Below are 16,143 nucleotides of genomic sequence, written 5' to 3'. Positions count from 1 at the left end.
CAAGCTGCAGCCGCATGCCGTGACCTGCGCAATCCCATTTCCCTACAGGAGGCCAACCATGTCTCTCATCCATGAAATCGACTACGGCACTCCCGCTTCGAAATCCAAAACCATGGTGACGCTCACCATTGATGGGCAGCAGATCAGCGTGCCGGAAGGCACCTCCATCATGCGCGCCTCAATGGAAGCCGGCATCGAGGTGCCGAAGCTCTGCGCCACCGACATGGTTGATGCCTTCGGCTCTTGCCGGCTCTGTCTCGTCGAGATCGAGGGCCGCCCTGGCACGCCGGCCTCCTGCACGACGCCGGTTGCGGCAAACATGGTGGTGCACACGCAGACGGGACGATTGAAGGATATCCGCCGCGGCGTGATGGAGCTCTACATTTCCGATCATCCGCTCGACTGTCTCACCTGCGCTGCCAATGGCGATTGCCAGTTGCAGGACATGGCAGGCGCTGTCGGCCTGCGTGACGTGCGCTACGGCTATGAGGGCGACAATCACGTCAAGGCGCGCAGCAACGGCGACATCAATCTGAAATGGATGCCGAAGGACGAGTCCAATCCCTATTTCACCTACGATCCCTCCAAATGCATCGTCTGTTCGCTTTGCGTGCGCGCCTGCGAGGAAGTGCAGGGCACTTTTGCGCTGACGATCGAGGGGCGCGGTTTCGGCTCCCGCGTGTCACCCGGCATGCATGAGAATTTCATGGATTCCGAATGCGTTTCCTGCGGCGCCTGTGTCCAGGCCTGTCCGACGGCGACGCTGACGGAGAAATCGGTGATCGAGATCGGCCAGCCGGAGCATTCGGCCGTCACCACCTGCGCCTATTGCGGCGTCGGCTGCTCCTTCAAGGCGGAGATGCGCGGCGAGGAACTGGTGCGCATGGTGCCGTGGAAGGAGGGACAGGCCAATCGCGGCCATTCCTGCGTCAAGGGCCGCTTCGCCTACGGTTATTCCACTCACAAGGACCGCATCCTCAACCCGATGATCCGCGAAAAGGTCAGTGATCCCTGGCGGGAGGTGAGCTGGGACGAGGCCTTCGCCCATGTGGCGTCGGAGTTCCGCCGGATCCAATATCAATATGGCCGCGACGCGATCGGCGGCATCACCTCCTCACGCTGCACCAATGAGGAAACCTATCTGGTGCAGAAGCTGGTCCGCGCCGGTTTCGGCAACAACAACGTCGATACCTGCGCCCGTGTCTGCCATTCGCCGACCGGCTACGGTCTCGGCCAGACATTCGGGACCTCGGCCGGAACGCAGAATTTCGACAGCGTCGAACAATCCGATGTCGTCGTCATCATCGGCGCCAACCCGACGGACGGTCATCCGGTGTTCGGCTCGCGGCTGAAGAAGCGACTGCGCCAGGGGGCGAAGCTCATCGTCATCGATCCGCGCCGCACCGATATCGTCCGGTCACCCCATGTCGAGGCTTCCTACCACCTGCCGCTGAAGCCGGGCACCAATGTCGCGGTGATGACGGCGCTGGCGCATGTGATCGTCACCGAAGGGCTCTATGACGAGACATTCATCCGCGAGCGCTGCGACTGGTCGGAATTCGAGGACTGGGCGGCTTTCGTCGCCGAGCCGCAGCATGGTCCCGAAGCGACGGAGGTTTTCACCGGCGTGCCGGCGGCGGATCTACGCGGCGCGGCAAGGCTCTACGCCAAGGGCGGCAACGGTGCGATCTATTACGGTCTCGGTGTCACCGAACACAGCCAGGGTTCGACCACGGTCATTGCGATCGCCAATCTGGCGATGGCGACCGGCAATATCGGCCGTCCCGGTGTCGGCGTAAATCCGCTGCGCGGCCAGAACAATGTGCAGGGCTCCTGCGACATGGGTTCCTTCCCGCACGAGCTGCCCGGCTACCGGCATATTTCCGACGATGCGACGCGTGATATCTTCGAAAAGCTCTGGGGCGTGAAGCTTAGCGACGAGCCGGGCCTTCGCATTCCGAATATGCTCGATGCGGCGGTCGACGGCTCGTTCAAAGGGCTTTACGTCCAGGGCGAGGACATCCTGCAATCCGATCCGGATACGAAACATGTCGCGGCCGGGCTTGCGGCGATGGAATGCGTCGTCGTGCAGGACCTGTTCCTCAACGAAACCGCCAACTACGCCCATGTTTTCCTGCCGGGCTCGACCTTCCTCGAGAAGGACGGCACATTCACCAATGCCGAGCGGCGCATCAACCGTGTGCGCAAGTTGATGACGCCACGCAATGGCTATGGTGACTGGGAGGTGACGCAGAAGCTTGCCCAGACCATGGGGCTCGACTGGAATTATGCCCATCCGTCGGAGATCATGGACGAGATTGCCGCGACGACGCCGAGTTTCGCGCTTGTTTCCTACGATTACCTCGAAAAGATGGGTTCGGTGCAGTGGCCCTGCAACGAGAAGAACCCGCTCGGTTCGCCGATCATGCATGTCAACGGTTTCGTCCGCGGCAAGGGGAAGTTCATCCGCACCGAATATGTGGCGACCGACGAGCGCACCGGCCCGCGCTTCCCGCTGCTGCTCACCACCGGCCGCATCCTCAGCCAGTATAATGTCGGAGCGCAGACACGACGGACCGAGAACGTCGTCTGGCACGCGGAAGACCGCCTGGAGATCCATCCGCACGATGCCGAACAGCGCGGCGTCCGTGATGGCGACTGGGTGAAGCTCGCCAGCCGCTCCGGCGACACCACGCTCCGGGCGCTGATCACCGACCGTGTCGCGCCGGGCGTCGTCTATACGACCTTCCATCACCCCAATACGCAGGCCAACGTCATCACCACCGACTTTTCCGACTGGGCGACCAACTGCCCGGAATATAAGGTGACGGCGGTGCAGGTCTCGCCGTCGAACGGGCCGAGCGACTGGCAGCTCGAATATGACGAGCAGGCACGGCAATCGCGCCGCATCGCCGGCAAGCTCGAAGCGGCGGAGTGAAGATGCCGGGGCGATTTGGCGTTGTCGGCGAGATCCTTCCTTCTCCCCTCGAGGAGAAGAGGAGGCGTCTGCGATGACTTTCCCCGCCACCGCCCGTGCTCCCGAAACCGCCCGCCGCAACGGCGTCATGCACAGCGGTTCGCGCATCGTGCCTGAGGAAGTGCCGATCGCCTTTTCCTATGGCGGCAGTTCGCATGCGGTGATGATGGCGACACCCGCGGATCTTGAGGATTTCGCCGTCGGCTTCAGCCTGACGGAAGGAATTATCGCCAGGCCGGCGGAGATATCCGCCATCGAGATCGTCGAGAGCGGGCAGGGCATCGACGTGCAGGTCAGCCTTGCCGACGACGTCGCCGATCGGCTGCGGGCGCGCCGCCGCAGCATGGCCGGACCGGTCGGATGTGGGCTCTGCGGCATCGAATCGATCGAACAGGCGGTGCGGCCGGTGCCCGATGTCTCGACATCGCCGTTGGCGCTGTCTCATGCGGATATCGTTCGGGCTGTTTCGCTTCTGAACGAGGCGCAGCCGCTGCATCGGGAGACGCGGGCCGTACATGGCGCTGGATTCTATCTTCCCGGCAGTGGGCTGATTGCGGTTCGCGAAGATGTCGGCCGCCACAACGCTCTGGACAAACTCTGCGGCGCCGTCATCCGCGCCGGCGAAAGCGGCGGAAACGGCGCGGTCGTCGTCACCAGCCGGCTGTCGGTCGAAATGGTGCAGAAGGCGGCGATCCTCGGCAGCCCCGCGCTCATCGCCATTTCAGCGCCGACGGCCCTTGCCATCCGCACGGCCGAAGCGGCCGGCATGACGCTCGTCGCGCTGGTGCGCGGCGAAGATTTCGAGATTTTCACACACCCGCACCGCATCTCGCCCGGAAGTATCGCCGATGTCGCATGATACCAAAACCAAGCTTGTCTATATGGCAAATCAGATCGCCACCTTTTTCAAAAGCCAGCCGCAAAATGAGGCCGCGCAAGGCGTCGCCACGCACATCAATAAATTCTGGGAGCCGCGCATGCGGCGGCAATTGTTTGAAATTCTCGATAAAGAGGAGAACGGTCTGGATGCACTGGTGCTTCAGGCCGCTCCCATGATCCGCAAGCCGGAGGCGGAGGCAAACCAGGTCCGGTAATTCAAAGTGGCGTCTGCGGAGGCGAGGCAGCAGCAAGTTGCCTGCGCATGCGCTACTGCATACGTCGAAATCTAATCGATTTAAAAAACAAGAAGTTGGAAGTGTTACGGCGTCCTTTGCGCGCTTGAAAATGGGCGACGCTACAATCACAGCAAGGTCTGAAACAAGGAGGAGTTGTTCATGACTGCAGCGGGAACACGTACTGACGGAGCGATGGCGGGCTCAGGCCTGCTCGATCGCGAAAGGATCATCGCAAGGCCCGGTTTCAACAGGTGGCTGGTGCCGCCGGCCGCACTTGCCATCCATCTCTGCATCGGCATGGCCTATGGTTTCAGCGTGTTCTGGCTGCCGCTTTCCAAGTCGCTCGGGATCACGGCCTCGACCGCCTGCCCCGATCTGACCCTCGCCTCGGCGCTCTTCACCACCACCTGCGACTGGCGCATTGCCGATCTCGGCTGGATCTATACGCTGTTCTTCGTTCTGCTCGGCTCGTCGGCCGCCATCTGGGGCGGTTGGCTGGAGCGGGCCGGCCCGCGCAAGGCGGGTGTCGTTTCCGCCTGCTGCTGGTGCGGCGGCATCGTGCTTGCCGCCGTCGGCGTCCTTACCCATCAGCTCTGGTTGATGTGGCTCGGTGCCGGCGTCATCGGCGGCATTGGTCTCGGCCTCGGCTATATCTCGCCGGTCTCGACGCTGATTAAGTGGTTTCCCGACCGGCGCGGCATGGCAACCGGCATGGCGATCATGGGCTTCGGCGGCGGCGCAATGATCGGCGCTCCGCTTGCCAACCTGCTGATGAACACCTTCAAGACCGATACATCGGTCGGCGTCTGGCAGACTTTCATCGTTATGGCGGCGATCTATTTCGTCTTCATGACGGGCGGCGCCTTCGGCTATCGCATCCCGCCGGCCGGCTGGCGGCCGGAAGGCTGGACGCCGCCCGCGGCCAAGAGCACGATGATCACCACCAGACACGTGCATCTGCGCGACGCCCACAAGACCAAGCAGTTTTGGCTGATCTGGGCCGTGCTCTGCCTCAATGTTTCGGCCGGAATCGGCGTTCTCGGCATGGCCTCGCCGATGCTGCAGGAAATCTTCGCCGGCTCGCTGATCGGCCTGCCTGATGTCGGCTTCGCTCAACTCGATGCAGGGCAGAAGGCATCGATCGCCACGATCGCTGCCGGTTTTGCCGGTTTGCTGTCGCTCTTCAATATCGGCGGACGGTTCTTCTGGGCGTCATTGTCCGACAAGATCGGCCGGAAGAACACCTATTATTGCTTCTTCCTCATCGGCATTGCGCTTTATGCGCTGGCGCCCACCTTCGCCGGCATGGGCAACAAGGCGCTGTTCGTTCTTTCCTTCGGCATCATCCTGTCGATGTATGGCGGCGGCTTCTCCACCATCCCGGCCTACCTTGCCGATATCTTCGGTACGCAGTTCGTCGGCGCCATTCACGGCCGGCTGCTGACTGCCTGGGCAACGGCGGGGATCGTCGGCCCCGTCGTGGTCAATTATATCCGCGAGGCTCAGATCGCCGCCGGCGTTGCCCCTGGTCCGGCCCTCTATACCGGCACCATGTATATCCTTGCCGGCATGCTGGCGCTCGGTCTCATCGCCAATGCGCTGGTCAGGCCGCTTCCGGACAACTGGTTCATGAGGGATGACGAGGTCGCGGCGCTGCAGGCGAAGTCTGCGGCCGTCAATGCCGGGCCGACCGGCTCCTTCGGCATCGGCACCGGCGGGCTGGACGCCAAGGCGAAGCTGGCCTGGGCCGTCGTCGGCATTCCGCTGCTCTGGGGTGTCTGGGTTACGCTGAAGGCGACTTTCGCCCTCTTCGGGTGAGCGGTCGAATTGCGCCGCCCGGTTTCCGCGGCGGCGCGCTCTATCGCAGCTTGCGCGGCGATTTCCTCAAACGGTTGACCGGTCCCGCCGACGAGACCGACCGCTGTAGGCCTAAATTACCTGTGACGAACAATAAAAAACCGCCGAGAACGGCGGTTTTTCGATATCCAATTGTTCTGGCAGATCAGGCAGCCAGTTCATCCGTCTCGTTTTCCTTGAACATCTTGGCGAGGTTCAGGAAGCAGATCATGCCGTTTTCCGAAGCGATGATGCCCTCGCAGAAAGCGCGGTCGAAGGAGGCGGTCACCTCAGGCACCGGCTGGACCTGGCTGGACGAGATGGTGAGAATATCTGAGACGCGGTCGACGAGCATGCCGATGACCATGCTGTGAACTTCAGCGACCACGATGGCGCTGCGTTCGTTGGCAACGGTGCTCTTCATGCCGAGCTTATAGGCGAGATCGATGATCGGGATGACCGAACCGCGCAGGTTCATGACGCCGATGACATCGGCCGGCGAATGCGGGATCGGGGTCGAAGGCGCCCAGCCGCGGATTTCGCGAATGGTCGTGGTCTTGACGCAAAATTCCTGATCATGCAGGCGGAAGGCAATGATCTCGAGCGTATCGCCGCTGAAGCTAGTGGAATTGATCGTGGCCATTAGAATTCTTCCCAACTGTCGTAAGCCAAAGCAGAAGCGGGTGCGCCACCATTGGCGCCGACGAGCTTTGCCTTCACACCACGCGATGACTTGCACTTAGCAAAGCATCGTTGCGGTTAGCGACGACATTAACGGAAGAGTGTTGCCCAAATCTAAATCGGGAACGGGAGTGTGAAGCTTTTCCGCCTCGATCTACTTCAACCGATCGTCTTTTCGATCTGCGAGACGGCCCAATCGACCTGCTCCCTCGTTATAACAAGCGGCGGAGCGAGGCGAATCGTGTGGTCATGGGTGTCCTTGGCGAGAAGGCCGCGCTCCTTCAGTGCATGGCAATATTGCCGCGCGCCGCCGGCTTCGGGCTCCAGCTCGATCGCCATCATCAGGCCGCGACCGCGCACCTCCCTGACGATGTTGGAGCGGATCGACCTCAAGCCTTCGATGAAATAATCGCCCATCGCGGCGGCATTCTCGATCATGCCTTCCTCGACGAGCACCTTGAGGGCCGTGCGCGCCACCGCGCAGGCGAGCGGATTGCCGCCGAAGGTCGAGCCGTGCTGGCCGGGCTTCAGCACGCCCAGCACCTCGGAATTCGAAAGGACGGCGGATACGGGATAGAAGCCGCCGGAAAGCGCCTTGCCGATCAGCGTCACATCGGCCTCGATGCCTTCGTGCTCCTCGGCCAGCAGCTTGCCGGTGCGGCCGAGGCCGGTCTGGATCTCATCGAGGATCAGAGTGACGTTGTTATCAGTGCAGAGTTCCCGGATACGGGTAAAGTAACCGGCCGGCGGGATGATGACGCCGGCTTCGCCCTGAATCGGCTCGATCAGGGCTGCAACGGTATTGCCGTTGATCGCGGCCTCGAATGCCTCGGCATCGCCGAAGGGAATGATGCGGAAGCCCGGCGTGTAGGGGCCGAAGCCGGTGCGGGCGTCGGGATCTGTGGAGAAACTGATGATGCTCAGCGTGCGGCCATGGAAATTGTCGGCGCAGACGATGATCTCCGCCTTGCCTTCAGGCACGCCCTTGACCTCGTATCCCCATTTGCGCACAGCCTTGATGGCGGTCTCCACCGCCTCGGCGCCGGAATTCATCGGCAGGATCTTGTGCGAGCCCGTCAGTGCGGCAAGCTCCTCGTAGAGATGGGCGAGCTGATCATTGCGGAAAGCGCGGGATGTGAGCGTCAGCCTGCCCGCCTGTTCGACCATGGCGGCGAGAATCTTCGGGTGGCAATGGCCCTGGTTGACGGCAGAATAGGCCGAGAGGCAATCGAGATAACGATTGCCGTCGGTATCCCAGACATACACGCCTTCGCCACGCGTCAGCACCACGTCGAGCGGCTTATAGTTGTTGGCGCCGAGCCGCTGTTCCGTTGCGATCAGTTTTTCCGAAGTGTTCATGGCGCTTCTCCCTCAGCCTTGTCTATGCGGCACGTGTCGGACGATCGAAGATGCGGCGGCCGAACAGGCTTGCCGTCAGTTCCACCAGGATGCGAGCGCTCTTGCCGCGATCATCGAGAAACGGATTGAGCTCGACGAGATCGAGTGACGAGACGAGGCCGCTGTCCGAAAGCATTTCCATGACAAGATGCGCCTCGCGAAAGGTCGCGCCGCCAGGCACCGTCGTGCCGACGCCGGGGGCGATGTCGGGATCGAGGAAATCGAGATCGAGGCTGACATGCAGCAGCCCGTCGGCCTTGGCGACAACAGCGAGAATCTCGCGCATGATCGCGCCGATGCCCTGCTCGTCGATCGCGCGCATATCGAAGACATTGACGCCGTGTTCATGGATTTCCTCGCGCTCGCGCGCATCGACCGAACGGATACCGACCTGGAAAACATTCTTCGGGTCGACGAAGGGCCGGTCCTTCGGGAGGATTTCGGCGAACTCCGCCTCGCCGCAGAAAAAGGCAACGGGCATGCCGTGAATATTGCCGGAGGGCGACGTGGCCGGAGAGTTGAAATCGGCATGGGCATCGAGCCAGAGCACGAAGAGCGGGCGCTCCTTGCTGGCGGCATAACGCGCCATGCCGGAGACGCTGCCCATCGACAGGCTGTGATCGCCGCCGAGAATCAGCGGAAAGCGGCCAGCGGCGGCGACGTCATAGACGCTGCTTTCCAATGCGCGCGTAAAGGCGCCGACGATCCTCAGATTGTGGGCTTTCGGATGATCCGGCAGATCCATCGCGGGCACGATGGAGAGATCGCCGATATCGGCGACGTCGTGGCCGAGATCGATCAGCGTCTGGTCGACGCCGGCAATCCGCAGCGCCGCGGGACCCATGGCAGCGCCTCTCCGGCCGGAGCCTTCTTCCAAGGGTGCGCCGATGAGGGTGACAGATCGCGATTGGACGTTCATTCGAGGGTTCCGTGTGGAGGCCTGTTTCGGCCGATAGTGGAATAAAGGGCTGGCGGCAAAAAGATGGAAAAGTGCCAGAAATGAACTATGATTGCGCAGATTGATAAAGCTATTTTGACAAAGTGTTCGACGTGGACGATCTCGATACCGAACTTCTGAGTGCGCTTCGCCACAATGCTCGCACCTCCGTCTCCTCGCTCGCGGCAATGACCGGTGCATCGCGGGCAACGGTCGCCGCCCGAATCGACCGGCTGGTCGCCAGCGGCACCATCGTCGGCTTCACCATCCGTACCAGTCACGAGACGCGATCCGCCGGCGTGCGCGCCATCGTCATGATCGAGGTGCTCGGCAAGCTCGCCGACCGGGTAGCCGATCAGCTCAGGGGCCTGCCACAGGTACGTGCGCTTCACAGCACCAACGGCAAATGGGATTTCGTCGCCGAGCTGGAGGACCGCGATCTCGCCGCCTTTGACGAGACGCTGCGTCGAATCAGATTGATCAACGGCATCAATTCGACCGAGACCAACATTCTTCTCAAAACGAGCAAGACAGGTTTCTAGGGCATGATCTGCGGAACTAGCCCCTCACCGCCGGCCGGCACCTCCGCTCCAACCTCGACGTTGCATTTGGCACGTCCCCTCGCCCCGCAAGCGACCGCAAGCGGGGATATGGTTAGGGTGAGTGGCAGACCTCAGACCTCAGGTCCGAACCGAACCGCCATCCGCTGCGTTCTGCTCCTGATTTAGCCGGCTTAATATTCCCGTTCATAGACGATGCCTGCTTCGCCGGCGCCGTTACCGCCGGCGGCTCCCCGCAATTTGACGCCGCGGCCGACATCGAGATTGATGATTGCCTTGGCGCCGGCCGAGCCGCCCTGCTGCAGTTCGAAATAGGTACGGTCGTTGAGGTAGCGGCCGACGCTGACACTCGTCTGGCCCTTCTCGTCGGTGCTGACGTCGAAATCGTCGACGCCGAGCTGGTTGCGCAGGCCCTCGAAGAGCGAGGTGGAGCGGTTGCCGGCCAGCTGGCTGACGGCGTCCGCGAGCTGGGCGATCTGTACCGGCGAGAGCTTGGACATCGACTGGCCGAAGATCAACTGCGCCAGCACCTCGTCCTGCGGCAGCTGGGGCGAGGAGGAAAAGGTGATCGAGGGATCGGTGGCAAGGCCTGAGACATCGACCGTCAGGGTCGTCGTGCCGGAGGTAGAGGTCGCTTCCATGTCGAGCGCCGGCGTCAGGTCGCCGGCAAAGGTGATCCTGCTTTTGTCGGAGAAGTTCAGACGGCGGTTGAGAATGGTCAGCCGGCCGCGGCGCATGGTAAAGCCGCCGGTGACGATGGGTGCTGCCGCCGTTCCGCGGATCGTCACGAGACCTCCGAGCTCGGCATCGATGCCGCGGCCGCGCGCGAAGATCTGCGAGGGCGCATCGATTTCGAGCTCGAGCGTGATAACGGAGGACTTCTCGCCCGGCTTTCGCTCGCCGTCATCGCGCAGCTGCGCCAGCACCGCTCGCGGTGCATTCTTATGCCGGATGTCGATTTCGCGGAGCGAGGTCGGCAATCTCTCCGGGACGGTGATCGAGGTCTTGTCCAGCCGGAGCTTGCCGCTCAGCGTCGCGCTCATGATCGGCCCGCGCAGGCCCACCGTTCCGTTGACAGTCGAGACAACAAGCGTTCCGTCGACATAGACGGCCTTGTCGAGCTTGATCGAAATGTCGGCGGGAAATCCGCCGGCCGGCTGAATGCCAATGGTGCCGCTTGCCGAAATCGTGCCGCCGCCGCCAAGATTGCCGCTGAGGCGCGAGATGACGGCCTGGTTGCCATTGAAGGTGACGGTGGCTGCGAGATTGTTGACGGCAAGATTGCGCCTGACGTCGACGAGCTTCGCGGCTGATGTCGAGACAGTGCCGTTGATGACGGGTGCCGCGGCCGTTCCGCCAATCTTAAGATCGACGCTGGCGACGCCGTCGGCGACAAAGCCCTGCTGTGCGAGCGGGGCGCCAAGCACGGCGAAGGGAACATTGCCGTTGAAGCGCATGTCGATGGCGCGGCTGCCTGACATCACGACGCTACCGCCGCCTTTCAGCGACATGCCGGCATCACCGGCAAGGTTGGTGTCGACTGTCAGCCTGTTATCGGCAAGCTTGCCGGATGCCCCGATGCTGAATGGCGAAAGACCGGCGCCTTTCGTCTGGCTCGTCGCGGCATTCTTCCAATCGACCTTGAAATCGACGGCGGGTGAGGAAAGCGCGCCCGTCGCCTTGGCCGTCGCCGTGATCGTGCCTTCGGCTCCGATGCCCGGAACAAAGCCGTTGGCGATGGCGGCCGGAACATTGGCAGCGTTCGCGGTGACGTCGATCGATCGGATCGTTGTGCCTGCAATGGAAAGATTGCCGGCGGCTTTCACCGAAATGCCGCCACTGCCGCTGAGGTCGGCATCGAAATCCAGTCGGTCGCCGGCATATTTTCCCGTCGCCGCCAAAGCAAGGCGGGAGAGGCCGGCGGCCTTGGTGTGGCTGGTCGCGGCATCTTTCCAGTTCAGCTTGAAATCGACGATCGGGTCTGCCGGCGTTCCCGATGTCTGGGCGCTTGCCGACAGAGTGCCTTCGGCACCGAGGCCGGGAACAAAGGCATTGGCGATATTTGCCGGCAGCGCCGGAATATCGGCATTGATCGAAAGGTCGCGTATGGCCGTTCCCGCGATCGTCGCGCCACCCGCCGCCTTGGCCAACATGCCGTCCTTGCCGGCAAGGCTGGCATCGAAGTCGACCCTGCCATCGGCGAACTTGCCGGAGGCCGTGGCACTCAGGCCCGACAAGCCGCTGCTCCTGGTCTGGGCGGTGGCGGCGTTCTTCCAATCGAGCTTGAAATCGACGGCGGGCTTGGGCAGCGATCCTGAGGCGGATGCCGTTCCTGATACCGTCCCCTCCGCGGCAAGACCGGCAACGAAGCCGTTGGCAAGGCTCGCGGGTAGATTGGCAAGATCGGCTTTGACGTCAATGTTGCGGATCGAAGTGCCCGATATCGCCACATTGCCCGCGGCATTCAGCGACACGCCGTCCTTGCCGCCGAGATTGGCGTTGAAGTCGAGCTTGTTGTCGGCGAGGTGTCCCGATGCGGCAAGCGCGAGGCCGGAAAGATGCGCGCTTCTGGTGTGACTGGTCGCGGCGTCTGCCCAGTCGAGCTTGAAATCTGCCTTGGGTGCAGCGGGTGTTCCGGCTGCCGAAAGCGTGCCGGATATCATGCCGCCGGCCGCCAGATCGGGGACGAAGGCATTGGCGAGGGCGGCGGGGAGTTTGACGATTTCGGCATCGACCTTCACGCTGTCGATTGCCGTACCGGCGAGAGCGACATTGCCCATGGCCTTCAATGAGAGACCTTGGTCGCCACCGGCCGCCGCGTTGAAATCAAGCTTGTTATCGGCAAATTTCCCCGATGCGGTAACGGTGAGAGCGGCAAGGCCGGCACGCTTCGTGTGGCTCGTCGCAGCGTCTTTCCAATTGAGGTCGAAATTGACGGTGGGGGCCGAAAGCGAGCCCGCAGCCGAGACCCTCCCCGAGACCGTGCCTTCGGCGGCGAGTTCGGTGACGAAGCTGTTTGCCAGGCTTGCCGGAATATTTGACAGCGTCGCATCGGCCGCGACGGTGCCGATCGTCGTGCCGGTAACGGCGACATTGCCGTTCGCCTTCAGCGAGAGGCTGTCTGCGCCGGCAACTGCGACGTCGAAATCAAGCTTGTTGTCGGCGAACTTTCCGGACGCGGTGAGGCCAAGACCGGCAAGGCCGGCCCGTTTCGTGTGGCTCGTCGCGGCGTTTTGCCAATGGAGATCGAAATCGGCGGCCGGGGCTGCAAGCGACCCGCTGGCCGCGACGGTTCCGGAGATTGCGCCTTCCGCTGCGAGATCGGGAACGAAGCCGTTGGCAATCGCTGCGGGGATATTGTCCAGTGTTGCGCCGACCTTGACGTTACCGATCGTCGTCCCGGCGATATCCACGTTGCCGTTTGCCTTGAGCGAGAGTCTGTCGGCGCCGATGGCTGCGGCGTCGAAATCGAGTTTGTTGTCGGCGAATTTGCCGGACGCGGTCACATCAAGAGCCGCGAGGCCGGCGCGCTTGGTGTGGCGCGTCGCAGCGCTTTTCCAGGCGAGGTCGAAATTGGCGGTTGGGGCCTTAAGCGAACCGGCGGCGGTCACCTTTCCCGTGATCGTGCCTTCGGCGGCGAGATCGGAAACAAAACCATTGGCGACCTGCGCCGGCAGGTTGAGGATATCGGCGTCGATATCGAGCACCGGCGCCGTCGGATCAGCGAGAGTGACGTTGCCGCGGGCCTTGAGCAACAGGCTGTCGGCACCGGCGATTGTCGTGTCGAAATCGAGCTTCCTCTCGGCAAATTTGCCGTTGGCGTTGATGCCGAGCGGTCCCAGGCCCGCGCCCTTAAGCTGCCCGGTCGTCGCATCCTTCCAGTCGAGTTTGAAATCGGCGATGGGTGCTGCCGGCGTTCCCGTCACGGCAATCGTTCCCGAGATTGTGCCGCCGGCCGAAAGGTTCGGCACGAAACCATTGGCCAGCGCTGCCGGCAGTTCGTGGATGTCGGCATTCAGCTTCAGCGTCTCGCCGGCGGAGCCGGTGACGCTCACCGAACCGGTGCCTGTTTTCAGCGTCAGTCCGTCCAGACTGGCGGTGCCGCCGCCGATCGTGACCTCAGTTGGTGCGGCAAGCTCGACCGGGATGTTGCGGGGGCTGGCCGAGAAGCGGTCAAGGTTTACCGCGATCGTGCCGCCTGATGCCTGGACATTGCCGGCGGCCAGCACCGGATTGCCGTCATAGGCGGCGTTAAGATCGAAATCGGTTCGGTTCTGCTGCTTGGTGAAATCGAGCGAAAGGCCGGCGAGCCTGTTTTCTCCGGCAGCCAGCTCTTCGGCGCGGATCGTGCCGTTTGCAGCAAGGGCGCTGAGATCGCTGACCGTGAGGTCGATAACCGGCTTGACGATCGCCAGCGTATCGCGGCGGATCGAGGCACCTGATGCAACGAGCTTGAGCGCGATCTTGCCGCCGTCGCTCTCGATGCCGAGCGAACCCTTGAGATCTCCTTCGGCTTTCTGGCCGCCGAGCGCAGCCAGCAAGCCGAGCTTGGGGAAATCGAAGGTCAATGCGCCCGAGGGCGTCAGGGAGGGCGAAAGCTCCAGCTTGCCGGTCAGCCGGTTGCCGCCGACATCGGCGGTTAGTGCGGGAATGCTCGTCCTGCCGTTCTCAGAACGGATGTCGCCGTTGATGCCGATCGGCTGTCCGTCGATCGTGCCGGTGGCCGCAAACTTCCCCTGCGGCGCCTTGGGATCGGCGACACCCGACAGATCGATATTGAGATCGGCGAGCGCGCGATCGGCCATCTCAAGGCTGGGAGCCTTGATATTGGCTGTCACGGAGATCGCCGGCAGTTCGCCTCCGATCCTCAGCGCGTAACCGGCGCCGCCGCTCGCGCCCGTCATCAGCTTGCCGATATCGGGCAGCCGGCCTGAAAGATCGGCGTTCAACATCGAACCGTCGAGCGCGATGTTGCCGGCAGCTTCAAGCGTGCCGGATTTCAGGACGAGGTTGGACAGCGCGAATTTCGAGGGGATCGTGCCGGTCACCTGGCTTTCGAACAAGATCGGCTGATCGAACCTGCTCGTCGCCACGGCCGGCAGGGCCGCCGGTTCGACGCTCAGCTTGACATTGCCGGTCAGCGCGCGCTCCGCCAGCCGATAGGAGCCGTTGAGGCTGCCGTTGATATTGGCGCTTTCGACGGTGGAGCCGTTGAAGCCAATGTCGCCCGACGAAATCTGGAGCGGCGCGGCGATGGTGATAGGGCCTTGAACTGCGCGATTGAGGTTCGGTTCGGTAAAGGTCGCGTCGCCGGCCACAAGGCGCAGCTGAACGCTGCCGGAACGGGCGGCAAGATTGAAGGCGTCGCTCTTTGCCGTCAGCTTGACGTTGCCGATATCGGCCTGCGGCAGGGTTGCGCTGTCGAGCGAGCCGCTGAGGCTCAGTCGGGCAGTCTGGGCATCGCCCGTCAGAGCCATGTTGAGGCCCGATATCAGGAAGCGCGCTTCGCCTTCGGCAAGCGGCCAGCGGAAATCGACGGGGCCGGATGTGCCGAGCAGATTGGCGTTCAGGCTGTTGTTGCCGGCCGGATCAAGCGCTCCCGATGCGGCGATGACAACGCTGCCGGTGGCGATATTGCCGGTCTGGATATCGATCTTTCCGTGGTCGTCGAAGGTGGCGGCAAGGTCGATATTGGTCTGGCCGGCGAAAAGCGGCCGGAATGCCGCGGGAAGCAGCGAGCTCAGGTCACCGCCACCCTTGAGATCGAGATGGTGCAGCCTGTCTGCGCCAATCGCATGCCGGCCCTCGATTGCAGCGCGCTGCTGCCCGTCGAGCGCAGCCTGTATCTTGCCTGTCCAGTCGGATATCGGTCCCTGGCCGTCGAGGTCGATGTCGACGGCAGGATTGCCGGGCAGGCCGAGGAAGCCCGCCAAAAGCCCACCCTTCGGCTCGGCAAGCTGCGCCTTCAGCCGCAGCCGGTTTTCGGCCGGCGCGTAGGCGATATCGGCAGTAAGGCGCGCATCCGGAACCGCGTGGCGGCTGACATTGACCATCGCTTCGCCGCCGTCGCCATTTGCCGAAAGGCTGCCTTCGGCGGCGAGCGCGAAAGCCCGCCCGGCAAAAGCTTCGGCCAGTTTGATATCGGGCAAGGCCACATGGTCGACATCGATCTTGACCGGAAGAGTGAAGCCGCCGGAGTTTTCGGCGCTGGGCCGCGAGGGCAGGGTGCGCACCGGTTTGCGCAGCACGTTGATCGTGTCGATCTGGAAACGCTTGGCGTGGAATGTTCCCGTCAGCAGCGCCAGCGGGTTCCAATCGATCGCCACACCGTGGATTTCCGCAAAAACGCCCCTCGTGTCGGATAGGGAGATTTCGCCGGCGCGAAGCCCGCCGGTCAAAAGCCCTTCCGGTTCGCGCACCTCGATCGTCATATCGCGGTTGGAAAGGGTGGAGGCGATTTTTTCGGTGACGATGCGGGCGCCGAAGGAGGTGAAGCCGAAGATCGCAAGTGCCGCGACAGCGAGAATCAAGATGGCGCCGACGGCATAGCCGGCGACCCGCACGATCCAGTTGACGATTTTTGCCAGCGTTTGCATCGGCGCGAACTACCCCGTTTTCATGCGGCCCATCGACCGGAAC

At 62.7% G+C, this 16,143-nt stretch carries 9 protein-coding genes; 5 read left to right on the top strand and 4 right to left on the bottom strand.

The window, feature by feature from the left end:
* Positions 1-58 precede the first annotated feature (58 nt).
* The 4 genes from fdhF (at position 59) to B5E41_RS02620 (ending at position 5,910) form a co-directional block, all read left to right on the top strand.
* The gene (gene fdhF / locus B5E41_RS02635) at positions 59-2,938 is read left to right on the top strand and encodes a formate dehydrogenase subunit alpha (RefSeq protein WP_088390854.1); all 2,880 of its coding nucleotides are present in this window, start codon (positions 59-61) and stop codon (positions 2,936-2,938) included.
* A 73-nt stretch (positions 2,939-3,011) separates the two neighbouring features.
* Positions 3,012-3,836 (top strand): formate dehydrogenase accessory sulfurtransferase FdhD, encoded by an 825-nt coding sequence (fdhD, locus tag B5E41_RS02630; RefSeq protein ID WP_088390852.1) that lies wholly within the window; start codon positions 3,012-3,014, stop codon positions 3,834-3,836.
* Positions 3,826-4,071, top strand: a complete 246-nt coding sequence (locus B5E41_RS02625) for a formate dehydrogenase subunit delta (protein ID WP_064805366.1) — start codon at positions 3,826-3,828, stop codon at positions 4,069-4,071. The genes fdhD and B5E41_RS02625 overlap by 11 nt, the downstream gene beginning before the upstream one ends.
* A 180-nt stretch (positions 4,072-4,251) precedes the next feature.
* A complete protein-coding gene (locus B5E41_RS02620) occupies positions 4,252-5,910 on the top strand; it encodes an OFA family MFS transporter (RefSeq protein WP_088390850.1) in 1,659 nt (552 codons plus the stop codon).
* Positions 5,911-6,094: 184 nt separating this feature from the next.
* Here the strand turns inward: B5E41_RS02620 and B5E41_RS02615 are convergent, their stop codons facing one another.
* The 3 genes from B5E41_RS02615 to rocF form a co-directional block, all read right to left on the bottom strand.
* The gene (locus tag B5E41_RS02615; RefSeq protein WP_064707940.1) at positions 6,095-6,571 is read right to left on the bottom strand and encodes a chemotaxis protein CheW; all 477 of its coding nucleotides are present in this window, start codon (positions 6,569-6,571) and stop codon (positions 6,095-6,097) included.
* A 197-nt stretch (positions 6,572-6,768) separates the two neighbouring features.
* Positions 6,769-7,968 carry an ornithine--oxo-acid transaminase gene (gene rocD / locus B5E41_RS02610; RefSeq protein ID WP_088390848.1) on the bottom strand — a complete coding sequence of 400 codons (1,200 nt, stop codon included), beginning with the start codon at positions 7,966-7,968 and terminating at the stop codon, positions 6,769-6,771.
* Positions 7,969-7,990: 22 nt separating this feature from the next.
* Positions 7,991-8,926, bottom strand: a complete 936-nt coding sequence (gene rocF, locus B5E41_RS02605) for an arginase (protein ID WP_088390846.1) — start codon at positions 8,924-8,926, stop codon at positions 7,991-7,993.
* 122 nt (positions 8,927-9,048) lie between these two features.
* Between rocF and B5E41_RS02600 the strand changes: the two genes are divergently transcribed.
* Positions 9,049-9,486 carry an Lrp/AsnC family transcriptional regulator gene (locus B5E41_RS02600; protein ID WP_176439329.1) on the top strand — a complete coding sequence of 146 codons (438 nt, stop codon included), beginning with the start codon at positions 9,049-9,051 and terminating at the stop codon, positions 9,484-9,486.
* A gap of 191 nt (positions 9,487-9,677) precedes the next feature.
* On the opposite strand, the gene B5E41_RS02595 is transcribed toward B5E41_RS02600, so the two are convergent.
* Entirely contained in the window at positions 9,678-16,100 is a 6,423-nt protein-coding gene (locus tag B5E41_RS02595; protein WP_088390844.1) for a translocation/assembly module TamB domain-containing protein, read from the bottom strand.
* Positions 16,101-16,143: the final 43 nt, after the last annotated feature.

It is taken from the genome of Rhizobium esperanzae (genome assembly GCF_002204185.1).
Classification (GTDB): domain Bacteria; phylum Pseudomonadota; class Alphaproteobacteria; order Rhizobiales; family Rhizobiaceae; genus Rhizobium; species Rhizobium esperanzae.
The sequence above is the reverse complement of the archived record's forward strand: the minus strand, read 5'-3'. Positions and strand labels throughout refer to the sequence as shown.